Origin of the sequence: Bradyrhizobium sp. SZCCHNR1093, assembly GCF_032381175.1 — a bacterium.
Classification (GTDB): domain Bacteria; phylum Pseudomonadota; class Alphaproteobacteria; order Rhizobiales; family Xanthobacteraceae; genus Bradyrhizobium.
Window position 1 is genome coordinate 71,553 of the sequence record NZ_JAUHJJ010000012.1, and the last position, 22,617, is coordinate 94,169.

Annotated in this window: 21 protein-coding genes; 11 read left to right on the forward strand and 10 right to left on the reverse strand. The window is 67.0% G+C overall.

Annotation, left to right across the window (positions count from 1 at the left end):
* Window positions 1–104: 104 nt before the first annotated feature.
* The 3 genes from QX070_RS28205 to QX070_RS28215 all read left to right on the forward strand — a co-directional run bounded on the left by QX070_RS28205 (window position 105) and on the right by QX070_RS28215 (window position 3,193).
* Window positions 105–806, forward strand: a complete 702-nt coding sequence (locus tag QX070_RS28205) for a Tim44/TimA family putative adaptor protein (protein WP_315740421.1) — start codon at window positions 105–107, stop codon at window positions 804–806.
* Window positions 807–970: 164 nt separating this feature from the next.
* Window positions 971–2,605, forward strand: coding sequence for a murein transglycosylase A (locus QX070_RS28210; RefSeq protein WP_315740422.1), 1,635 nt, complete (start codon window positions 971–973; stop codon window positions 2,603–2,605).
* 12 nt (window positions 2,606–2,617) lie between these two features.
* Window positions 2,618–3,193 (forward strand): Smr/MutS family protein, encoded by a 576-nt coding sequence (locus QX070_RS28215; protein WP_315740423.1) that lies wholly within the window; start codon window positions 2,618–2,620, stop codon window positions 3,191–3,193.
* A 3-nt stretch (window positions 3,194–3,196) separates the two neighbouring features.
* Here the strand turns inward: QX070_RS28215 and QX070_RS28220 are convergent, their stop codons facing one another.
* The 4 genes from QX070_RS28220 to hslV form a co-directional block, all read right to left on the reverse strand.
* Window positions 3,197–4,318 carry a hypothetical protein gene (locus tag QX070_RS28220; RefSeq protein WP_315740424.1) on the reverse strand — a complete coding sequence of 374 codons (1,122 nt, stop codon included), beginning with the start codon at window positions 4,316–4,318 and terminating at the stop codon, window positions 3,197–3,199.
* Window positions 4,319–4,535: 217 nt separating this feature from the next.
* Window positions 4,536–5,840, reverse strand: coding sequence for an ATP-dependent protease ATPase subunit HslU (gene hslU, locus QX070_RS28225; protein WP_315740425.1), 1,305 nt, complete (start codon window positions 5,838–5,840; stop codon window positions 4,536–4,538).
* Between the two features lie 50 nt (window positions 5,841–5,890).
* A complete protein-coding gene (locus QX070_RS28230; protein ID WP_315740426.1) occupies window positions 5,891–6,490 on the reverse strand; it encodes a DUF2585 domain-containing protein in 600 nt (199 codons plus the stop codon).
* Window positions 6,491–6,493: 3 nt separating this feature from the next.
* Complete coding sequence (gene hslV, locus QX070_RS28235) at window positions 6,494–7,054, reverse strand: ATP-dependent protease subunit HslV (RefSeq protein WP_315740427.1); 561 nt, start codon at window positions 7,052–7,054, stop codon at window positions 6,494–6,496.
* 195 nt (window positions 7,055–7,249) lie between these two features.
* Between hslV and hisB the strand changes: the two genes are divergently transcribed.
* The 7 genes from hisB (at window position 7,250) to coaA (ending at window position 12,015) form a co-directional block, all read left to right on the forward strand.
* Window positions 7,250–7,843 carry an imidazoleglycerol-phosphate dehydratase HisB gene (hisB, locus tag QX070_RS28240; protein ID WP_315740428.1) on the forward strand — a complete coding sequence of 198 codons (594 nt, stop codon included), beginning with the start codon at window positions 7,250–7,252 and terminating at the stop codon, window positions 7,841–7,843.
* A 25-nt stretch (window positions 7,844–7,868) separates the two neighbouring features.
* Window positions 7,869–8,393, forward strand: coding sequence for a DUF2628 domain-containing protein (locus QX070_RS28245; protein ID WP_315740429.1), 525 nt, complete (start codon window positions 7,869–7,871; stop codon window positions 8,391–8,393).
* Complete coding sequence (gene hisH, locus QX070_RS28250; RefSeq protein ID WP_315740430.1) at window positions 8,390–9,040, forward strand: imidazole glycerol phosphate synthase subunit HisH; 651 nt, start codon at window positions 8,390–8,392, stop codon at window positions 9,038–9,040. The genes QX070_RS28245 and hisH overlap by 4 nt, the downstream gene beginning before the upstream one ends.
* 60 nt (window positions 9,041–9,100) lie before the next feature.
* Window positions 9,101–9,835, forward strand: coding sequence for a 1-(5-phosphoribosyl)-5-[(5-phosphoribosylamino)methylideneamino]imidazole-4-carboxamide isomerase (hisA, locus tag QX070_RS28255; RefSeq protein ID WP_315740431.1), 735 nt, complete (start codon window positions 9,101–9,103; stop codon window positions 9,833–9,835).
* Between the two features lie 11 nt (window positions 9,836–9,846).
* The gene (gene hisF / locus QX070_RS28260) at window positions 9,847–10,623 is read left to right on the forward strand and encodes an imidazole glycerol phosphate synthase subunit HisF (protein ID WP_315740432.1); all 777 of its coding nucleotides are present in this window, start codon (window positions 9,847–9,849) and stop codon (window positions 10,621–10,623) included.
* A 78-nt stretch (window positions 10,624–10,701) separates the two neighbouring features.
* Complete coding sequence (locus QX070_RS28265; RefSeq protein WP_257167618.1) at window positions 10,702–11,025, forward strand: phosphoribosyl-ATP diphosphatase; 324 nt, start codon at window positions 10,702–10,704, stop codon at window positions 11,023–11,025.
* Window positions 11,026–11,058: 33 nt separating this feature from the next.
* Window positions 11,059–12,015: a type I pantothenate kinase gene (gene coaA / locus QX070_RS28270; RefSeq protein ID WP_315740433.1), complete on the forward strand. Its 957-nt coding sequence runs from the start codon at window positions 11,059–11,061 to the stop codon at window positions 12,013–12,015.
* A gap of 48 nt (window positions 12,016–12,063) precedes the next feature.
* Here the strand turns inward: coaA and QX070_RS28275 are convergent, their stop codons facing one another.
* The 3 genes from QX070_RS28275 to QX070_RS28285 all read right to left on the reverse strand — a co-directional run bounded on the left by QX070_RS28275 (window position 12,064) and on the right by QX070_RS28285 (window position 16,300).
* Window positions 12,064–14,304 (reverse strand): PAS domain-containing hybrid sensor histidine kinase/response regulator, encoded by a 2,241-nt coding sequence (locus QX070_RS28275; protein ID WP_315740434.1) that lies wholly within the window; start codon window positions 14,302–14,304, stop codon window positions 12,064–12,066.
* A gap of 127 nt (window positions 14,305–14,431) precedes the next feature.
* Window positions 14,432–14,659 (reverse strand): hypothetical protein, encoded by a 228-nt coding sequence (locus QX070_RS28280; RefSeq protein WP_315740435.1) that lies wholly within the window; start codon window positions 14,657–14,659, stop codon window positions 14,432–14,434.
* Window positions 14,660–14,761: 102 nt separating this feature from the next.
* On the reverse strand, window positions 14,762–16,300 hold the full coding sequence (locus QX070_RS28285; RefSeq protein WP_315740436.1) for a YifB family Mg chelatase-like AAA ATPase: 1,539 nt from the start codon (window positions 16,298–16,300) through the stop codon (window positions 14,762–14,764).
* 234 nt (window positions 16,301–16,534) lie between these two features.
* Here QX070_RS28285 and QX070_RS28290 point away from each other — a divergent pair, with 234 nt between their 5' ends.
* Window positions 16,535–17,605: a DUF2336 domain-containing protein gene (locus QX070_RS28290; RefSeq protein ID WP_315740437.1), complete on the forward strand. Its 1,071-nt coding sequence runs from the start codon at window positions 16,535–16,537 to the stop codon at window positions 17,603–17,605.
* A 19-nt stretch (window positions 17,606–17,624) separates the two neighbouring features.
* On the opposite strand, the gene QX070_RS28295 is transcribed toward QX070_RS28290, so the two are convergent.
* From QX070_RS28295 to QX070_RS28305, 3 genes are all read right to left on the reverse strand, one after another.
* Window positions 17,625–18,458: an outer membrane lipoprotein carrier protein LolA gene (locus QX070_RS28295; protein ID WP_409998830.1), complete on the reverse strand. Its 834-nt coding sequence runs from the start codon at window positions 18,456–18,458 to the stop codon at window positions 17,625–17,627.
* Between the two features lie 123 nt (window positions 18,459–18,581).
* Window positions 18,582–21,056 (reverse strand): DNA translocase FtsK, encoded by a 2,475-nt coding sequence (locus tag QX070_RS28300; RefSeq protein ID WP_315740438.1) that lies wholly within the window; start codon window positions 21,054–21,056, stop codon window positions 18,582–18,584.
* A gap of 11 nt (window positions 21,057–21,067) precedes the next feature.
* A complete protein-coding gene (locus QX070_RS28305; protein WP_315740439.1) occupies window positions 21,068–22,282 on the reverse strand; it encodes an aminotransferase class I/II-fold pyridoxal phosphate-dependent enzyme in 1,215 nt (404 codons plus the stop codon).
* Window positions 22,283–22,617 lie beyond the last annotated feature (335 nt).

Here is a 22,617-nt window from a genome sequence, read left to right on the forward strand (position 1 = left end):
CGGGTCGACCGAGGGATTCACGGGTCTTTACCTGGATCCTGTAGAACGGGTGTCCGGTGGCCGGGCTCCGCGTTCGGCTCGACAGGTCAGAAAGCGAACACGACGTGGACATTTATACCATCATCTTCCTGGCGTTGGCGGTCTTCATCTTCGTGCGCCTGCGCGCCGTGCTCGGGCAGCGCACCGGAAGCGAGCGCACGCCGTTCGATCACGCCGCCAGAAACGCGGTCCAGGGTGCGCCGGACAACCACGTCATGCCGGTTCCCAACAAGCCCGTCGACCCCTCGGCTTCGGTCCCCGGCGGCGAGATGCCGGCGGCGGGCGATCGCTGGCGCGGCTTGGCCGAGCCGGGCACGCCGCTCGCGCGCGGCCTCGACGCGATCGTCGCCGATGACTCATCGTTTGACCCGCGCCATTTCCTGACCGGTGCGCGCAGCGCCTACGAGATGATCGTGCTGGCGTTTGCCAATGGCGATCGCCGCGCGTTGCGCGACCTGCTGTCGTCCGAGGTCTATGAGAGCTTCGACGCCGTCATCAAGGAGCGCGAGAAGCAGGAGCAGAAGACCGAAACCCGCTTCGTCTCCATCGATACCGCCGAGCTGGTCGGTGCCGAGCTGCGCGACCGCACCGCGCAGGTCACGGTCCGCTTCGTCTCGCAGATGATCTCGGTGACACGCGACAAGATGGGCAACATCGTCGACGGCAATCCGGACAAGGTGGCCGACATCACCGACATCTGGACTTTCGCCCGCGACACCGGCTCGCGCGATCCGAACTGGAAGCTGGTCGGCACTGGCAGCCATTGATGGAATAGGTTGCCGCCGCCGGCGTTACGTTGGAGGGCACCGCTCTCGGTGTCGGCCGGCTGCGTCAGGAGGACGACGAGGCGCATTCTTGAATTGTGACGTCGATTTTTTAGAATCCCGTTTTTTCCGAATTTCGCGTTGAGTGGTACTTTGATGGTGCAAGCATGGTTCGCGAAATTTGGAAGCGGGGTTTCGCCGCTCATCGCGTGAAGTACTGGACATCGGCGCTCGCCTTGAGCGTCGTTGCCGTGGCGCTCGCCCCTTACGCGGCCGAGGCGGTGCGCTCGCGCCACCGGATCCCGGCGGCATCGGTGCGCCACCTGCCCTACCCCCAGCTCGACTGGCCGCTCGAAATCAACAACAGCCAGTACCTGCCATTGGCCTGGAACGACGTGCCCGGCTGGAACGACGATGATCAGCTCGCGGCGTACCGGACGTTCCGCGCCAGTTGCAAGCCGATCGCCGCCAAGACGGATGTCACGCCGGACGCCAAGGCGCTAGGCGATTCCCTGCGTGATCCTTGCCGCGACGCCCGGGCCGCCGATCTCGCCGACAATGCCGCGGCAAGGGCGTTCTTCGAACGGCACTTCGAGCCGCTGAAGATCTCCAAGCTCGGCGATGCCGACGGCTTCGTCACCGGCTACTACGAACCCGTGATCGACGGCTCGCGGACCCAGAACGAGGTCTACAACGTTCCGGTCTATCGCCGCCCCTCCAATCTGTTCGTTCGCGGCTTCAAGCAGGACGCGACGAGTCTGCCCAACAAGGGTCCCGTCTACCGGAAGATCGGACGGCGCAAGCTGGTCCCCTATTACGACCGCGCGGAGATCGAGGACGGCGCCATCGAGGGCCGCGGCCTGGAGATCGCGTGGCTCAGGAACCAGACGGACCTGCTGTTTGCCCAGATCCAGGGATCCGCGCGCATCAGTCTCGACGACGGCTCGACCATCCGCATCAACTACGATGCCTATAATGGTCATCCCTATACGCCGGTCGGTCGTGTCCTGATCGAGCGCGGCATCATTCCGCGCGAGCAGATGTCGATGCAGCGCATCCGCGACTGGATGGAGCAGAACCCGGAAGGTGCCAACGAACTGCGGCGGACCAACCGCTCCTACATCTTCTTCCGCGAGGTGCAGCTGTCGGAGAAGGACGAGGCCGTCGGCGCCCAGGGCATCCCGCTGACTCCGGGCCGCTCGATCGCGGTCGACAAGTCGCTGCACGTCTATGGCACGCCGTTCTTCATCACCGGCGAGTTGCCGATCGAATCCGAGAAGTCGAAGACGGCTTTCCACCGGCTGATGATTGCCCAGGATACGGGCTCGGCGATCGTCGGACCTGCGCGCGCCGATCTCTACTTCGGCGCGGGACAGGACGCCGGCAAGGTCTCCGGCCGCCTCAAGCACAGCATCCAGTTCGTGATGCTGGTGCCGAAGAGCCTCGATCCGGTCGCGCGTGGCCGCAAGATGCCGCTGCCGGATGCGCGTCCGTCGGAGAAGATCGCCAAGCTGTTTCCGCAAGTGCTGCCGAAGCAGGCAGCGAAGGAGGCTGCCAAAGATCAAGCGAAGGAGCAGGACCAGGCCACGACGGCGGCGGCGCCCTCCGCGGCGAAGGATTCAAAGGCCGCTGCTCCCGTCGCGGCTAGCTCCGCGATCGCCGTCGCAAAATCCGCGACCACCGTGGCGCAGAACGTGGTGGCCCCGCAGCCAGTGCCCCTGCCCGAGGCCCGACCGCGACTCGAAAGTGATCGCAATATCCGCCGATTGCGCTATGGCAGACGCCACCGCAACCGCCGATGACAAGCCGTTTCCATGTCGCATGATCCCGAGCCGCCCCGTGGCCGTCGCAAGCGCGGCCTCTCCGAGGACGAGCGCATGCTGTGGGAGACGGTGGCGCGCCAGGTCAAGCCGCTGCGCAAGACACAGCGTCCGGTGCGGCTGCATCCACCGATGACGACGTCCGAACCGCAGCCGGACAAACCCGCGATGACGCAGCGGCCGGTCGCGCCGGTTGCCGCGCCGAAACCCGTCCGGCCGGCGATTCCGCCGCTGGTTTCGCTCGGCCGGAGGGAGCGTTCGAAACTGTCGCGCGGCCGCAATGAGATCGATGCGCGGCTCGATTTGCACGGCATGACCCAGAGCCGGGCGCACCAAGCGCTGCATCATTTCCTGCATCGCGCCCAGCATGATGGGCTGACCTTCGTGCTCGTCATCACCGGCAAGGGCACCATCGGCGCGGACCCTGAACGCGGCGTGCTCCGGCGCCAAGTGCCACATTGGCTGAGCCTGCCGGAATTCCGCTCGCTGATCGTCGGCTTCGAGGAGGCCCATGTCGGACATGGCGGCGCCGGCGCGCTCTACGTCCGTATCAGGCGCCCAAGAGGCTGAGGCTCAGAACGGCCGGATGATGCCGACGCGCGGTACGGCGGTGACGATCCAGCCCAGGATCGTGGTCCTGCGATCGTCGGGATCAATCGGTGCAATCGGCTTGGTCGCGGGAAGCGTCTTCACCGCGTGCAGCATCATCACCATGCAAACGACCCAGCTCGAGATCCAGCGCGAATAGTCGAACACCATCGCGAACATCACGACGTAGGCAAGGCTGATGAAGATCAGCGCGGCGATGACGATCTGGCGATGGCGCCGCTCTTCCAATGCGCCGACAAGATCTCTGTAGTAGCTCCATAGCGGTGCATGCAGCCAGAGCAGCAGCGCATATACGGGCACGCCGAGCAGATTGGACGCCATGTGCGCCCAGGTGTCCTGCACTTCCTTGGACAGCGGCTGGTACCAGACATAGGCGAACTGAAGCAGCTCGGTGCGCGATGGATCGGCCATTCGTGTCTGCAAGTAACTTACGAAATCGGCTTCGGGCAGCGGCATGGTTCCGAGGAATTGCGCGGCCAGGAACAGGATGCCGAGGCCCAGCAGCGCGCTTGCGCCCACGGCAAGATCGAGCCGGGCGATGGGGCGGGCCAGATAGCAGCGCAGCACGACGATGGCGACGATGGTGGGCACATACATCAGCAGATGGATGTGATGGATCAGCACCAGCACCGCCGAGATGAGCGTGGCGAGCAGGACGTAGCCGAGTGAGCTCGCCGGGACCAGCAACAGGATGATGACGCCGAGACAGCCATAGATGTCGAAATGACCGAGCGTGAACAGGAAGTTCTTGAAGACGAACGGCGACCCCGCCGTGAAGACGAACAGCGGCAGCTGCGCGCGATCAAGACCAAAGGTGCGTCGGAACAGCTTCAGGTACAGAGCGAGCGTGATCAGCCAGACGCTGCCGCCGATTGCGAACACCAGCCACACCGGCACCTTCGCCGTGAACAGTCCGACGATGGCGCCGACCAGCGCGCGCTTGATGAAGCCGTGGTGATAGTCGACCAGCAGGTGGATGTAGGGGATGTAGGGCGGCAGCGTGAGCTTGTGCAGGAAGACGCCAAGCATGACGGCGGCGTTGACGGCGAGCATCGCCCGCCAGTGTTTGTTGTAGGCGCCGGTCATGCCATGACCGAGCGATGGCTGGCGGAGACGAGGTCGCCGCCACATCCACCACTGTCGTCCCGGCCTTGAGCCGGGACCCATAGCCACCGCCGTCCATGCTGAGGCAAGGCTGGAGCCGCCATCGAGAGTCACAATTGGCTTTGGTGGTCATGGGTCCCCGCTTTCGCGGGGACGACGGCGGAATTTGTAGCTCGGCCTCGACCCATACGGGTAGCCGCTACAAAATGAACCGGCTGAGATCAGTGTTCTTGGCGAGATCGCCAATGTGCTGCTGCACGAAGGCGGCGTCGACCCGCATGGTCTCGCCGCTGCGGTCGGAGGCCGTGAAGGAGATGTCGTCGAGGACGCGCTCCATCACGGTCTGCAGCCGACGCGCGCCGATGTTCTCGACCGTGGAGTTGACCGCGACCGCGATGTCGGCGAGCGCGTCGATCGCATCGTCGGTGATGTCGAGCGTCACGCCCTCGGTCTTCATCAGCGCGACATATTGCTTGATCAGCGACGCCTCCGGCTCGGTCAGGATGCGGCGCATGTCGTCGCGCGTCAGCGCCTGCAGCTCGACGCGGATCGGCAGCCGGCCCTGCAACTCCGGCAAGAGGTCCGATGGCTTGGCGATGTGGAACGCGCCCGACGCGATGAACAGGATGTGATCGGTCTTCACAGCGCCATGCTTGGTCGAGACCGTGGTGCCCTCGATCAGCGGCAGCAGGTCGCGCTGCACGCCCTCGCGGGAGACGTCGCCGCCTGCGCGGTTCTCGCGCACGCAGATCTTGTCGATCTCGTCGAGGAACACGATGCCGTTGTTCTCGACCACGCTGATCGCCTCCTGCACCAGCTGGTCGCTGTCGAGCAGCTTGTCGGACTCTTCCGCGATCAGGATGTCGTGCGAGGCTTCGACCGTGACGCGCCGCGTCTTGGTGCGGCCGCCGAGTTTGCCGAAGATGTCGCCGATGGAGATCGCGCCCATCTGCGCCCCCGGCATGCCCGGGATCTCGAACATCGGAAGGCCGCCGCCGGACGACTGCGTCTCGATCTCGATCTCCTTGTCGTTCAGCTCGCCGGCGCGCAGCTTGCGGCGGAACGAGTCGCGGGTGGCGGCGCTGGAGCTGGCGCCGACCAGCGCATCGAGCACGCGCTCCTCGGCGGCAAGCTGGGCCCGGGCGGCGACGTCCTTGCGCTTGCGCTCGCGCACCTGGACGATCGCGACCTCGACGAGATCGCGGATGATCTGCTCGACGTCGCGGCCGACATAGCCGACCTCGGTGAACTTGGTCGCCTCGACCTTCAGGAACGGCGCGCCCGCGAGCTTGGCCAGCCGCCGCGCGATCTCGGTCTTGCCGACGCCGGTCGGCCCGATCATCAGGATGTTCTTCGGCAGCACCTCCTCGCGCAGGCCTGCATCGAGCTGCAACCGGCGCCAGCGGTTGCGCAACGCAATGGACACCGCCCGCTTGGCGTCGGCCTGGCCGACGATGTAGCGGTCGAGTTCGGAGACGATTTCGCGGGGTGAAAAGTCTGTCATGAGGCTCTAGCTAGGGTCGGACGGGGATGAGGGCAAGCCGGATTCCGCCGTCACAGGAGCGGCGGTCCGGCCTGCCACTGCCGGATCGCCTCGGTTGGATAGATCAGCATCAAGATGTTCAGGGTCAGGTTGTCACGGATGTGCAGGCCCACCCCGATCTCGAGCGCGACTGCAATCACGACGGTCAGCCAGACCGGCAGCACCCGCGCCAGCAGGAAGCCGGTCATCATCGCCAGCGTATCGCCGACGGAGTTCACGATGCTGTCGCCGAAATAGTCCAGCGAGATCGTGGCGGCACGATAGCGCTCGATGATGAAGCTGGAGTTCTCGACCAGCTCCCAGGCGCCCTCGATCAGCATCGCCAGGATCAGCCGCCCCTGCCAGGGCAGCCGCGGCACCACCAGCGTGGTCAGCGCATAGAACAAGAAGCCGTGAATGATGTGGGAGAACGTGTACCAGTCGGTGAGATGCTGGGAGTTCTCCGAGCTCTGCACCACGCCATGCCACAGCTTGACGGTGCCGCAGGCGCAGATCGGCAGCCGGCCCATCGCGAACAACAGTGCGGCCTGCAGCGAAAGCAGACAGAGCACCGGGATGAGCCAGGGTCCGGACGACTGCCGGGACGGGGCGCCGATCTCGTCCGCGGTCATGGTCTACTCGGCCGACAATGCTTCGATGGTGATGTTGCGGTTGGTGTAGACGCAGATGTCGGCGGCGATGTCGAGCGAGCGGCGGACGATGCTCTCGGCGTCCTTGTCGGTGTCGATCAGCGCACGCGCAGCCGCAAGCGCATAGTTGCCGCCGGAGCCGATCGCCATCACGCCGGACTCCGGTTCCAGCACGTCGCCCGTCCCGGTCAGCACCAGCGAGACGTCCTTGTCGGCGACGATCATCATGGCTTCGAGCCGCCGCAGGTAGCGGTCGGTGCGCCAGTCCTTGGCGAGTTCGACCGCCGCCCGGGTCAGCTGCCCCGGATACTGCTCCAGCTTGCTCTCCAGCCGCTCGAACAGGGTGAAGGCGTCGGCGGTGGCCCCGGCGAAGCCGCCGATGACGTCGCCCTTGCCGAGCTTGCGCACCTTCTTGGCATTGGACTTGATCACGGTCTGGCCGATCGAGACCTGGCCGTCGCCACCGATCACCACCCTGCCCCCCTTGCGGACGGTCAGAATCGTGGTGCCGTGCCAGACGGTGGGCTCGTTCGAGGATGCGTGCATTGGGGATCCCTGGTTCATGCCCTGATTTAGGCGCTCAGGCGTCGGGATACAATTACCGGGTCCCTGCCCTGCCCGACCCGGTCTTGAAATCCGCTCACCATGGCCCGAGATCAGGCGTACGGGGCGCTATCCCGCAGTAGCTAAGCCGACATCCGCCTGATAAAAGAGCCGCGTTTTCAAGGGAAAGCTGACCCCATGCGTAGCGCGACCATCAAGCGCAAGACCAAAGAGACCGACATCGAGGTGTCCGTGAACCTCGACGGCACCGGCGTCGTGAACATCGCGACCGGTATCGGCTTCTTCGATCACATGCTGGATCTGCTTGCCCGGCATTCCCGCATCGACATGACGGTCAAGGCGGTCGGCGACCTGCATATCGACTTTCACCACACCACCGAGGATGTCGGCATCGCGCTCGGCCAAGCGGTGCGGCAGGCGCTCGGCGACATGGCCGGCATCACCCGCTATGCCTCGATCCACATGCCGATGGACGAGACCTTGACGCGCGTCGTGATCGACGTGTCGGGCCGGCCGATGCTGGTGTTCCGCACGACCTTCGCGCGCGACAAGATCGGCGAGTTCGACACAGAGCTGGTGCGCGAGTGGTTCAATGCGTTTGCCATGAACGCCGGCATCACCTTGCACGTCGAGACGCTGTACGGCGAGAACGCCCATCATATCGCCGAATCCTGCTTCAAGGGTCTGGCGCGGGCGCTGCGGACAGCGCTTTCGATCGATCCGCGCAATCAGGGCGAAGTGCCATCCACCAAGGGTCAGCTCGGCGGCTGACCTCCCCGTCCAAGGGATTATCGACATGCCCGTCTATACGGTTCACGCTCCCCTGGCCGCCGGGGTCGATCTGCGTTCGACCGATCGCTTCGTCTTCATCCGCGACGGCTTCCATTTCTGGGCCGCGGTGCTCGGCGCCGTCTGGCTGGCCTGGCATCGCCTCTGGCTTGCGATGCTCGTCTGGGCCGTGCTGATGATCGCGCTCGACGTGATCCTGGTGCGCGTCGGCGTCAACGGCGGTGCGATTGCCGGCATCGATCTGTTGTTCGCGATCCTGCTCGGGCTCGAAGCCTCCAGCCTGAAGCGCTGGAGCTACTCGCGCGGCAATTGGCGCCAGCTCGACGTCGTCGTCGCCGATGATCTCGATGCCGCCGAGCGCCGCTTCTTCGAGCGCTGGGCCGCCCGGCGCAGCACGCTCGGCTACGACAATCATACCGTCGATCGCGGCGCGGCGCCGCCGACGCGCGACAACGGCAATGGGCTGCACCCGCCGCCGCTGCCGCACGCCAGCATCATTGGCTTGTTTCCCGAACCCGGAGGTGGACGATGAGTGTTGCAATCATCGATTACGGCTCCGGCAATCTGCATTCCGCCGCCAAGGCGTTCGAGCGCGCCGCGCGCGGCATGGCGGATCCGCAGAAGGTCGTCGTCACGCGCGATCCCGACACCGTGTATCGCGCCGACCGCATCGTGCTGCCCGGCGTCGGCGCCTTCGCCGATTGCCGCCGCGGCCTCGACTCCGTCAACGGCATGCTGGAGGCGATGACCGAAGCCGTCCGCCACAAGGCGCGGCCGTTCTTCGGCATCTGCGTCGGCATGCAATTGATGGCAACGCGCGGCAAGGAGCATGTCACCACCGATGGCTTCGACTGGATCGCCGGCGACGTCGAGAAGATCGCGCCTCGTGACGAGAGCCTGAAAATCCCGCACATGGGCTGGAACACGCTCGACCTGGTGCAGGAGCATCCGGTCCTGGAGCGGCTGCCGCTCGGGCCGAAGGGCTTGCACGCCTATTTCGTGCACTCCTATCACTTGAATGCGGTCAACGAGAACGATGTGCTGGCGCGCGCCGATTACGGCGGTCCGATCACGGCGATCGTCGGCAAGGACACCGCGATCGGCACCCAATTCCATCCCGAGAAGAGCCAGCGTTTCGGTCTCGCCCTCATTTCCAACTTCCTGAAATGGAAGCCGTGAGCGCTTCCGTCCTGTTCGCCGCAAGAGGCGGACAGGGCGCGCTCTTGAAAGACAACTGATATGATCCTGTTTCCCGCCATCGATCTGAAGAACGGCCAGTGCGTGCGCCTGGAGCAGGGCGACATGGCGCGCGCCACCGTGTTCAACCTCGATCCCGCCGCGCAGGCCAAGAGCTTCGCCGACCAGGGCTTTGAATATCTCCACGTCGTCGACCTCGACGGCGCCTTCGCCGGCAAGCCGATGAACGCGCAAGCCGTCGAGGCGATGCTGGAGGTCGTCAAGATGCCGGTGCAGCTCGGCGGCGGCATTCGCGATCTCAAGACGGTCGAGGCCTGGCTCGGCAAGGGCATCGCCCGCGTCATCATCGGCACCGCCGCGGTGCGCGATCCCGAGCTGGTGAAGACCGCAGCCAAAGCCTTTCCCGGCCGCGTCGCCGTCGGCCTCGATGCCCGCGACGGCAAGGTCGCGGTCGAAGGCTGGGCGGAGACGTCCGAGGTCACCGCGCTCGACATCGCCAAACGCTTCGAGGACGCCGGCGTCGCCGCGATCATCTTCACCGACATCGCCCGCGACGGCCTGCTCAAGGGCCTCAACCTCGACGCCACGATCGCGCTCGGCGACGCCATCTCGATTCCCGTGATCGCCTCCGGCGGCCTTGCCTCGATCGAGGACGTCAGGGCGATGCTGACACCGCGTGCGAAAAAGCTCGAAGGCGCCATCGCTGGCCGCGCGCTCTATGACGGCCGGCTCGACCCGGCAGAGGCGCTGGCGCTGATCCGCGCCGCGCGCGCGTAGGAGAGAACAGGATGTTCAAAGTCCGTGTCATTCCCTGCCTCGACGTCAAGGACGGACGGGTCGTCAAGGGTGTCAACTTCGTCAATCTGCGCGACGCCGGCGATCCGGTCGAGGCCGCGATCGCCTATGACGCCGCCGGCGCCGACGAGCTCTGCTTCCTCGACATCACCGCCACCCATGAGAACCGCGGCATCATGCTGGACGTCGTCCGGCGCACGGCGGAGGCCTGCTTCATGCCGGTCACGGTTGGCGGCGGCGTGCGCACCATCGACGACATCAAGACCCTGCTGCGCTCCGGCGCCGACAAGGTCTCGATCAATTCGGCCGCGGTGAGCAGGCGCGAATTCGTCAAGGAGGCGGCCGAGAAGTTCGGCGAGCAGTGCATCGTGGTGGCGATCGACGCCAAGTCCGTGTCGCGGCCTGGCGGCGGCAGCCGCTGGGAGATCTTCACCCATGGCGGACGCAAATCGACCGGGATCGACGCGCTGGAATACGCCCAGGAGGTGGTCGCGCTCGGTGCCGGCGAGATCCTGCTGACGTCGATGGACCGCGACGGAACGCGCCAGGGCTTTGACCTGCCGCTGACCCGGGCGGTCGCCGACAGCGTCCCGGTGCCGGTGATCGCATCTGGCGGCGTCGGCAATCTCGACCATCTGGTCGACGGCATCCGCGAGGGCCGCGCGACTGCGGTTCTGGCCGCCTCGATCTTCCATTTCGGGGAATTTACCATCCGGCAGGCCAAGGAGCACATGGCGCGCCAGGGCCTGCCGATGCGGCTCGATCCCTGACGACATTGCGCCGCAAAAATGTTAGATGAACGCTGGTCCGGCCGCCGTGGTTCGGGCAGGCGTTCCGAGTACCGGCTGATGTCCCGTTTCACGCTTCACGATCTCGCTGCCATCATCGACGCGCGCGCCGCGGCGGGCGGCGAGGCGTCGTATACGCGCAAGCTGCTCGACAAGGGCCCGGCGCAATGCGCCAAGAAGATGGGCGAGGAGGCGGTCGAGACGGTCATCGCCGCTGTTGGCACCGACCGCGAGCATCTGATCTCCGAAAGCGCCGATCTGCTGTTTCATCTGTTGGTGTTGTTGAAGTCGCGCGACGTCCGGCTCGAGGAGGTCGAGGCGGCGCTCGGCAAGCGCACCGGTCAGTCGGGGCTGGAAGAAAAGGCGTCGCGCAAGACGGAGTAGGGCGCGTCGGCCGGGGAAACGAAGGGCAGCGTCATGGATATGCGCACCACCGAACAACAATATAATCCGTACCGCGTCTTCACCCGCGAGCAATGGGCCGAGCTGCGCAACGACACGCCGATGACCTTGGAGCCCGGCGAGTTCTCCAAGCTGCGGTCGATGCACGATCGCCTCGATCTCAAGGAGGTCGAGGACATCTATCTGCCGTTGTCGCGACTGCTGTCGATGTATGTCGACGCGGCGCAGCGGCTGTACTACGCGCAGCGCCAGTTCCTCGGCATCCGCGACCGCAAGATGCCCTACATCATCGGCGTTGCCGGCTCGGTGTCGGTCGGCAAGTCCACCACCGCGCGCGTGCTGCAGGCCCTGCTGGCGCGCTGGTCGCCGCGGCCGAAGGTCGATCTCATCACCACCGACGGTTTCCTCTATCCGAACGCGGTCCTGGAGCGGCAGGGCCTGATGCAGAAGAAGGGCTTTCCGGAAAGCTACGACCTGCCGCGGCTGCTGGGCTTCCTCTCCGACATCAAGGCCGGCCGGCATCAGGTGCGCGCGCCGGTCTACTCGCATCTCACCTACGACATCGTCCCCCATCAGTGGGTCGAGATCGACCAGCCGGACATCCTCATCGTCGAAGGCGTCAACGTGCTGCAGACCGGGCCGCTGCCGCGCGACGGCAAGGCCGTGCCGGTCGTCTCCGACTTCTTCGACTTCTCGGTTTATATCGATGCCGACGAGGCGATCCTGCGCAAATGGTACGTCAAGCGCTTCCTGTCGCTGCGCGACACGGCGTTCCATGATCCCCGGTCCTACTTTAACCGCTACGCGCTGCTGTCGGACGAGGAGGCCATCGCCACTGCGATCGCCATCTGGGAGCGCACCAACCTGGCCAATCTCGAGGACAACATCCTGCCGACAAGGCCGCGCGCGACGCTGATCCTGAAGAAGGGCGCGGACCACGAGGTCGAGACGGTGGCGCTCAGGCGGTTGTGAGCGTGGCCCGCGAGCGTAGCGCTGAACTGATCCGCTCCAACTAATTACTTACGCCGCCACCTGTCGCGCCGCCGCCAGATTCGCCAGCGCCTCGTCCAGCTTGTCGCGATCGATCGGCTTGACCAGGAAGCCATCCATGCCGGCCTCGAAGCAGGCGTAGCGGTCCTCGACCAGGGCATTGGCCGTGAGCGCCAGGATCGGCGTGCGCCGGCCCGGCTCGCTGGCCTCGATGGCGCGGATGCGCTTGGCGGCGGCAATGCCGTCGAGCTTCGGCATCTGCACATCCATCAGGATCAGATCATAGGGCGCGCCGGCCGAGCGCGCCGCGAGCCAGGAGTCCAGCGCGGCTTCGCCATGCACGGCGATGTCGGCGTGGTGGCCGAGCTTGGTCAGCAGCGAGCGCATCAGCAGCGCGTTGATGTCGTTGTCCTCGGCGACGAGGATGGACAGGCTCCCGCCGGCCTGAACCGCAATCGGCGGAGCGATCGTCGGGATTGGATCGTCAGCGAGTGCCGGAACCGTGCCATCGGTGTCGAAGCTCACGCGCGCGGCGAGCGAGGCGGCCCGCAGCGGCTTGACCAGATAGCCGTTGAACGGCGCCGCTGGTGTCAGCTCGTGGCGGCTCGCCGGCGTGACCAGCACGATCAGCCGTGTCGTGTGATGTTGCGCGGCCCCGCCCAGACGGAGCGACGCGTCGCTGCCGATGGCGTCGTCGACCAGCACGGCGTGCCAGGCGCGTTCGGGCAGCAGGGCTTCCGCCACCTCGGCCTCGGCGACCAGGCACGTCTGCGCGCCCCAGTTCTGCAGGCGCCGTTCGATCAGCTCGGCCTGCAGCCCGGCCGGCGCGACCAGCATGACCGACTGTCCCGCGAGGTCGGGGCCGCGGAAGCTGTTCTGCTCGCCGCGCTCCAGCGCCGGCGGCAGCGGCACCGACACCTCGAAGGTCGAGCCGGCGCCGAGCCGGCTCTGCAGCGCGATGCGGCCGCCCATGCGCTTGACGATCCGGTCCGAGATCGCCAGGCCAAGGCCGGTGCCGCCGAAGCTGCGCGCGACGCTGTCATCGGCCTGCTCGAATTCTCGGAAGATGCGCTCCTGGGCGTCGGCTGCGATGCCGATGCCGGTATCGCGCACCTGGAAGCTGATCTCGTTCGGCCAGATCCCGGGCTCGGCGATCAGCGCGACGCCGCCCGAAGCCGTGAACTTGATGGCGTTGCCGGCGAGGTTGAGCAGCACCTGGCGCAGCCGCGCGGCGTCGCCGGTCACCCAGGTCGGCAGCCGCTCGTCGAGATAGGCCGCGATCTCCAATTGCTTGGCCTGCGCCCGCGGCGCCAGCAGCTCGGTGATCTCCTCGATCAGCGTCGCCAGCGAGAAGGGCTGCGCCTCCAGCGCGAGCTTGCCGGCCTCGATCTTGGAATAGTCGAGCAGCTCGTCGATCAGCGACATCAAGGCTTCACCCGAGGTGCGAACCGCCTTGGCGTAGGTGGTCTGCTCCGGCGTCAGCTGCGTCTCGAGCAGCAGCCCGCTCATGCCGAGGATGCCGTTCAGCGGCGTGCGGATCTCGTGGCTCGCCATTGCCAGGAACCGCGACTTGGCACGGTTCGCGGCATTGGCCTGGTCGCGCGCCTCCGCCAGCGCGCGCTCGGTCTCGGTGCGGTCGGTGACGTCGCGGCCGACACATTGCAGTACGGCGGGCTGGCCGGCGTCGGAACGCACCAGTGCCTCGCGCCACGCGATCCAGCGCGGACCGATCGCGCTCTCGATGCGCTGGTCGTGGACGCGCGTGCCGTTCGGCTCCAGCGCGCTGTCGCCCTGCTCGATCAGCTCGAAGGTGAACGCGCTGCCGAGCAGGTTGTCGCGGTCGAGGCCCGCCATCCGGCAATAGGCGTCGTTGACGAAGATGATGCTGCCGTCGCGCGCGCGCATGACGATGAGGTCGCCCTGCTGCTCGAACAGATTGCGGGCGCGCTGCTCGGCTTCCTGCAGCTCCCAGTTCCGGTCCGCCAGCACCTCGTTGTGGAGCGCAATCTTGTGCATCTTCCTGGCGACGAAGCGCAGCCGCATGCTGAGCGTGGCCAGGCCGACGCAGGCGAGCGCGAACAGGAAGCTGGCGCCGATCGCGAACGTGTGCGGGTTATAGCCGGAGTTGTCGGAAATGCTGGCCTTGATGAAGCCGTACGCGCCGCCGAAGCCGGCGGAGAAGATCATCAGCGAGCGCAGGATCGCGAAGATGGTGCGGTGACGGCGCATGAACCGGCGCAGGCGCAGCCTGAAGCGAAAAATCGGTCCCATCTCGATCACCCCCGACGATTTCGATCCCAATGTCATGGCCGGCCCGCACCATGCGGCGTCGGTATTGCTGAGACTTTGAAAGGTCGTGCACGCGCGATTCTGCCGTGCAGAGATGGTGAACCGGGCGTTAGCCCGGCTCACAGAACCGGATCGGTCGGTGATGAGGCGTGGTTGCGCGCGCGGGATCATCGGTGAAGTCGACATGGAGATCGGCGTGAAAGGGCGCGGAGCCGAGCGAGACGCTGTCGGCACCGACGGCAATGCAGGGCTGCGGGGAGGGCGCCAATTCGAGTCTGGCGATGACCGCCGCCGCGATCAGCGGCACGGCCAAAACGAGGACCTTGAAACGCAACATGATACGCACCGACGCGGAAGGCCTGATGACGGAACGCGGGCCCTATGGTTGTCGGAGCGTAAAGAGAAGTCGTTACCAGAGTGTTGAGGGGGAGGGGCGCCTTTACGCCGCATGGCGATTGTCCTCCGCCAGCGCGCGATACGACAGCGCCTCGGCCAGATGCAGCCGGCCGATCGCCTCGGCGTGGTCGAGATCGGCGAGCGTCCGCGCCACGCGCAGCACGCGGTGATAGCCGCGGGCGGACAGCCGCATCGTCTCGGCGGCTTCGCGCAGCAGCTTCTGGCCGGGCGCATCGAGCCTGGCGATCTCGTCGAGCACGGCGGCCGGCGCCTCGGCGTTGGTACGGATGTGCGGCAGGCCGGCTTTGGCGTAGCGGGCGCGCTGCAGGTCGCGCGCGGCCGCGACGCGGGCCGCGACCTCGGCCGAGCCTTCCTTGGACGGCGGCAGGATCAGGTCGGCGGCGGTCACCGCGGGCACCTCGATGCGCAGGTCGATGCGGTCCATCAGCGGGCCGGAGATGCGCATCTGGTAGTCGGCGGTGCAGCGGTCGATGCGGCCGCGCTTGCAGGCATAGCCGGGCTCGAAGGCGTTGCCGCAACGGCACGGATTCATCGCCGCGACCAGCATGAAGCGGGCAGGGTAGGTGACGCGATGGTTGGCGCGGGAGATCGAGACCTCGCCATTCTCCAGCGGCTGGCGCAGCGAATCCAGCACGCGCGGATCGAACTCCGGCAGCTCGTCGAGGAACAGCACGCCCTGATGCGCCAGCGAGATCTCGCCGGGGCGGGCGCGCAGGCCGCCGCCGGTCAGCGCCGCCATGCTGGCGGAATGGTGCGGGCTGCGGAACGGTCGCCGCGACGTCAGCGCGCCGCCCTCGATCTCGCCGGCGACCGAGGCGATCATCGAGACTTCCAGCAGCTCCGCCGGCGACAGCGGCGGCAGGATCGAGGGCAGCCGCGCCGCCAGCATCGACTTGCCGGCGCCGGGCGAGCCGATCATCAGCAGATGATGCCCGCCGGCAGCGGCGATCTCGAGCGCGCGCTTGCCGCTCTCCTGGCCCTTGATGTCGCGCAGGTCGAGCAGGCTTGCGGGTGCCTCCTGGATCTTCGGCTGCGGCCGCGACAGCACCTGCGTGCCCTTGAAATGGTTGGCGATCTGGATCAGCGAGCTCGCCGCGATGATCTGCAAGTCCGGGCTCGCCCATGCCGCCTCGGCGCCGCAGGCGGCCGGGCAGATCAGCCCTTCCTCGCGGCCATTGGCGCCGATCGCTGCCGGCAGCACGCCGGCGACCGGCGCAATCGAGCCGTCGAGCCCGAGCTCGCCGAGCACCGTGAAGCCGCCGAGGGCATCCGGCGGAATGGCGCCGATCGCGGCCATCAGCCCCAGCGCGATCGGCAGGTCGTAATGGCTGCCTTCCTTGGGCACGTCGGCCGGCGCGAGGTTCACGGTGATGCGCCGCGCCGGCAGCGCCAGGCCCGAGGCGATCAGCGCCGAGCGCACCCGCTCGCGCGCTTCCGACACCGCCTTGTCCGGCAGGCCGACGATCGCGAACGCCGGCAGTCCGGGCGCGACCTGGACCTGCACGTCGACTGCGCGGGCCTCGATCCCCTCGAAGGCGACGGTGGAAACGCGCTGGACCATGATGCCCCTCCCGGGCAAGGAGGCTAGCGGATGCCGGCATTGTTCGCAAGAACAATACGGGAACACTGTCGTTGCCGCGCTCTGCCGCAATCCATTAACGACAGCCGCGTGGGGTTTCAGCTCCGTCCGCCGGGCTTAACGCCCCTTTAGTCCGGCCTTCGCATTCTTCCTCAATTGATGATCGACCCGCGCCTCCGTCAAAAGCCGAGGGAGGCGCCCAACGAGGGACGTGCGATGCCTCCAGCGCCTGCGGCAGCTCCGACCGCCAAGACGCCCGCCGGTGATGCGCGGACGGTGTCCGAGCTCGCCACCGACATGCTGCGCCGGACCACCAGCCTGTTCCTGGCCGGTCCGCGGCCCGCGTCGGCCGAGCAGCTCGATCTCTACGATCAAATGTTCGCCCGGCTGATGCCGCAGGTCGCGACCGAGCTGCTGGCCGAGCTGAGCATGGCGCTCGCCGGCGTGGAGCGTGCGCCTTACGCCACCGCGCGGCTGCTCGCCGTTCACCCCGAATTGCGCGTCGCCGGACCGATGCTGGCCAAGGCGGCGGTGCTGACCGAGCGCGACCTCGCCGAGTTCATCCGCACCGGCAGCCCTGCGCATCTCGTCGCGCTCGCCAGCCGCAGGGGCATTGGCGAGAGCCTCACGACGCAGCTGATCGCACGCGGCTTTCCGGCGGTGCGCATGGCGCTGGTACAGAACCTCTCCGCCCGGCTGTCCGAGGATGGCTATCGCAGCCTGTTCAAGATCGCCGAGCGCGACGAGGATCTCGCCGAGAAGCTGGCGCTGCGCACAGATCTGCCGGCCAAGCTGTCGCGGGCCTTCGTCGCTGCGGCGAGCGAGGGCGCCCGCGCCCGCTTCATCAAGGCCGCACCGCCGGCGACCCGCGCCACCCTGCAGGCAACGCCGACCCGATCGCCCGGCGCGGCAATGCGCGCGATCTGGGATTATCAGCAGGTCAAGGCCGAGGTTGCCGCCCTCAGCCGCACCGGCAAGCTCGGCGACTCCGCCGTCAACCGCTTCTGCGCCACCGGCGATTTCCCTGCCGTGATCGCAGCGCTGGCGCTGCTCTGTGTCGTCACCATCGAGACGATCGAAGCGCTGCTGGAGGAGGATCGTCTCACGGATCTGCTGCTGGCCTGCAAGGCGGCGCGGCTGAGCTGGGCGACGACGTCGATGATCCTGCGCGGCCGGCCCGGCTGCGACGCGCTTCCGGCCGATGACCTCGAGGAGGCGCGCAAGCGCTTCGAGAAGCTTGCACTGTCCGAAGCGCAATGGAAGGTGCGCGGGCTCGAATCGCGCTGAGCGAGCGCGAGAGGCGGCGTCAGCCCGGCGGCGTGCTCGGATAGGCCGTGAAGTCGATCTTGAACATCGCCGGATCGAGCTTCTTGGTCGTATCGAGATTGTAGACCGCGATCGTGGTGTCGTAGCCCTGCGGATCGGTCACGGTCCACTGCTTGAGCTGGCCGTCCTTGGTGCCGAGCATCAGCATCAGCCGGCTGGTGCCGATCAGCGCCTGCTTCTCCTCGATCGTGATCGTGACGTAGAGGTCGTCGGCCGCGACCGCGATCACGTTGGTGTCCTTGAGCAGGTCGATGCGGTCCGACAGCAGATAGCGCAGCGGCGTCTGCGACAGCGGATAGACGTCCTGGGTCGCGAGCTTGCGGTCGCGCACCACCAGCGAGGAGCCGTCGGCGATGATGTCGATCGGCGTCGGCGGCTCGTATTCGAAGCGGACCTTGCCCGGCTTCTGGATGTAGAAATCGCCCTTGGTCTTGCTGCCGTCCGGGCCGACCTGGACGAAGTTCCCGACCAGCGTCTGCAGCGACGACAGATAGGCGCTGACCTTGGCCGCCTGCGCCTTCTGGTTGGCGTCGAACGAGGTGAAGATGCTGGCCGGCACGTTGCGCCGGGGATCGGGAATGATCGGGTTGGGCGGGGCGGTCTGGGTGGTCGAGGGACTCTGGCCCGAGCGCTGCTGGTCGGAGGCGCTGAGCTGGGAGCCGCTCTTCGGGCCTGATTTCGGAGCCGGCGTGCCCTGCGCGGCGGCGTGACCGGACGCACCGGCGACAGAGCATGTCGTCACGGCGCAGGCGACCAGCCAGGCGCAGATCCGGCGCCCGCGCGAAGCTGCGTGATACGAAAACGTGCTGTTCAACAAGGAGCTTTTCAAAACGACGTCCTGAGTTTTACGCGTTCTATCCCGGATCGGGCGGGCAGCGTGATCGTAATCGCGTGAAGATCGGGCACCGAAGCGGCGTTTCTGCGGCCATCGGGGCCGTCAGAATCCGCCTTCCTCCTCGGGCACCAGGATCTCGCGCTTGCCGGCGTGGTTGGCCTGGCCGACGATGCCTTCCTGTTCCATCCGCTCCATCAGCGAAGCGGCCTTGTTATAGCCGATCTGCAGCCGGCGTTGAATGTAGCTGGTCGAGGCCTTGCGGTCGCGCTTGACCACGGCGACCGCCTGGGAGAACAGGTCGTCGCCACCGCCGCCGCCCATGCCGGTGGCATCGAACACGGCGCCATCCTCCTCGCTCGGCTCCTCGGCGGTGACCGCCTCGAGATATTCCGGCGAGCCCTGTGCCTTGAGATGCTTGACGACCTTCTCGACCTCCTCGTCGGAGCAGAACGGGCCGTGCACGCGGCTGATGCGGCCGCCGCCGGCCATGTAGAGCATGTCGCCCTGGCCGAGCAGCTGCTCGGCGCCCATCTCGCCGAGGATGGTGCGGCTGTCGATCTTCGACGTGACCTGGAAGGAGATGCGGGTCGGGAAGTTCGCCTTGATGGTGCCGGTGATGACATCGACCGACGGGCGCTGCGTCGCCAGGATGACGTGAAGGCCGGCGGCGCGCGCCATCTGGGCGAGGCGCTGCACCGTGCCCTCGATGTCCTTGCCGGCGACCATCATCAGGTCGGCCATCTCGTCGACGATGATGACGATGTAGGGCAGGGGATCGAGGTCGAGCTTCTCCTCCTCGTAGATCGCCTTGCCGGTCTCCTTGTCGAATCCGGTATGGACGGTGCGCGTCAGCTCCTCGCCCTTGGCGCGCGCTTCGCCGAGACGGGCATTGTAGCCGTCGATGTTGCGCACGCCGAGCTTGGCCATCTTCTTGTAGCGCTCTTCCATCTCGCGCACGGCCCATTTCAGCGCGACGACGGCCTTCTTCGGATCGGTCACGACCGGCGTGAGGAGATGCGGAATGCCGTCATAGACCGACAGTTCGAGCATCTTCGGGTCGACCATGATCAGCCGGCACTGGTCCGGCCGGAGCCGGTAGACCAGGCTCAGGATCATGGTGTTGATGGCGACCGATTTGCCCGAGCCGGTGGTGCCGGCGATCAGCATGTGCGGGGTGCGGGCGAGGTCGATGATGATGGACTCGCCGCCGATGTTCTTGCCGAGGCACAGCGGCAGTTTGGCGACGCTCTCGGTCGCCTCCTTGGCGACGAGCAACTCGCGCAGGTACACCTTCTCGCGATGCGCGTTGGGCAGCTCGATGCCGATGGCATTGCGGCCGGGCACGACGGCGACGCGCGCCGACAGCGCGCTCATCGAGCGGGCGATGTCGTCGGCGAGGCCGATGACGCGCGACGATTTGATGCCCGGTGCCGGCTCCAGCTCGTACAGCGTGACGACCGGACCGGGATGCGCCTTGACGATCTCGCCGCGCACGCCGAAATCCTGCAGCACGCCTTCCAGCGCGCGCGAATTGGCCTCCAGCTCGCTCTTCGACAGCGGCTGGCGGTCGGAGGATTTCGGCGCCGCCAGCATCGAGACCGAGGGCAGGTCGTATTTGTCGTTGGACTTGCGCGCCGGCGTCTTGGCCGCGGGCTTCTTGCGGGCGCGGGGAGCGGGCTCCTCCTCCTCTTCTTCGTCCTCGCCTTCGTCGGCCTCGTCCTCGTCGCCGCCGTGCTCGTCCATCTCGGGCGCGAGCGTCGGCTTGCCCTGGCCGCGGCCCAGGCTCGGCTCCTGCCGGCTTGCGGCGGCGGCGCGCGGCTGCGGGCCTGATGACACCAGCGCGCGGTAGGCCGTGCTCAGGAACCAGACGACCTGCGCCTTCGCGCTCATGATGGCGTGGAACACCCAGCCGAGCCGGATCGCCTTGCGGTCGTCGTCGTCCTCGGGGTCGGCCAGCGGCGTGTCGTCGTCCTCATCCGCGAGCAGGCTCGGATCGGCTTCCTTCGCGCCCATGCCGCCGGCTACCAGCAGGCAGCCGATCATCGCAACCAGAAGAAGGGCGCCGAGCGCCAGCCGATAGATCATACCGGGCGGACCGAACACCACGGCTGGTGCGCGCAGCAGGGCGTCGCCGACCACGCCGCCGAGACCGGTCGGCAGCGGCCAAGCGTGCGAGCGCGGCCAGCAACTGGCAAGTCCGGCGGCGATGACGGCGCCGAGCACCCAGGCGCCGAAGCGCAGCGCCTCGCGATCGAACGGCCGGTGCGTCATCATGCGCCAGCCGCGGATCGCGATCGGCAGGATGACCATGATGGCGCCGAGGCCGAAGATCTGCATCAGGAGATCGGCGCCGATCGCGCCGGGATAGCCGACGATGTTGCGGATCGCGCGCGAGGTGGCGTGGCTCAGGCTCGGGTCCTGCACCGACCAGGTCATCAGCGCTGCCGCGGCGATGCCGGACAGGCCGATCAGCGCGAGGCCCGCGAGCTCGCGCAGCCGCCGCACCAGTGCGTCGCGCAGCGACGTCGGCAGGTGGTTGACCAGGGGAATGACTCGTTCGATCGCCGGCATCTGCATCAGCCCCGCGATTATCCCAGGACCTCGACCAGCCGGTGCAACGCCTCACCGGTGGAGTCGGCATCGGCCACCAGCGCCAGCCGGATATAGCCGACGCCTGGATTGAAGCCGTCGGCTTGCGGCCGCGCCAGGTAGCTGCCGGGCACAACCCGCACGCCGGCGTCGCGATACAGCCGCAGCGTCACCTCCTCGTCGCCGCCGCGATCGGCGACGTCGAGCCAGACGCAGAAGCCGCCATCGGGCCGCCTGTAGCCATAACGGTTGCCGATGATCTGGTCGGCGAGGTCGAACTTGGCGCGGTACAGCCGCCGGTTGTCCTCGACATGTGCCTCGTCGCCATAGGCGGCCACCGCGACATGCTGCAGCGGCACCGGCACCTGCGGCGCCGCGACGTTGCGCAGCTCGTGGAAGGCGGCGAGGAATTTGCGGTCGCCGGCGGCGAAGCCGATGCGCATGCCCGGCACGTTGGAGCGCTTCGACAGCGATTGGAACGCGACGACGTTGGTGTAGTCGGGCCCGGCATGCTCGAGCATGCTGCCGGGCGCCTGTCGCGTGTAGATCTCCGAATAGCACTCGTCGCTGAAGATCAGAAAGCCCCAGCGGTCGGCGAGCCGGACCAGCTTGCGCATGTAGTCCGGGCTGGCCACCGAGCCTTGTGGGTTGGCTGGCGTGGCGATGTAGAAGGCGACGGTGCGCGCCAAGGTCGCCTCGTCGATCGCATCGAGGTCGGGCAGGAAGCCGTTGTCGCGCGTGGTCGGCAGATAGATGGAGTCGCAGCCGGCGGTGCGGGCGCCGACGCCATACACCGGATAGAACGGGTTCGGCATCAGGATCGCGGGCCGTCCGCGGCGCGGGCCGACATGGCGGAGCGCGGCATGGGCGGCGAAGAACAGGCCCTCGCGGCTGCCGTTCAGGACGAGAACCTCGTGCTCGGGATCGATCGCGCGCGGCAGTGCGAATCGCCGCGCCAGCCAGCCGGCGGCCGCCTTGCGGAACGGCTCGATGCCCTTGGCGGCCGGGTAGCGGCCGAACTCGGCGACGTGCTGGGCCAATACAGGCCCGACGAAGTCCGGCACCGGATGCTGCGGCTCGCCAACGGCGAGCGTGATCATCGGCTTGCCCGGCTTGTAGGGGGCGAGCAGCTCGTTCAGCCGCGCAAACGGCGAGCGTTCGCTCTCCGAATGGCTGGCGCCAGCGGGCGCGGGGGATGAAGCGGTCATTGCCATACGTAAAACGCGCGCCAAACCAGTGGAAGCCGCCGATCGCCCATGAACCGGTGCCTTTGTGGTCACCATAGGTGGGGCGAGGTTAAGACGCGATTAACCATCGGCGCTGCCGCCCGTTTTGATCGGTTTTTCCGGCCCGATCCAGAGGCAATTTCGCAACAGCGGCGGACATTATGGTGATTCGGGTGGGGCGGCGGGAACCGTAGGAGGGCAAGGCGACCGCCGAGCAGCGCATTCGCGGTCAGACCGTGGGCATGGCGCTGCCGCGACCTCGGATGGAGCCGCGGCACCGCCGCGCTTCTGCCCATCCTACGGGCCATCGGCTCGCGCGCGAG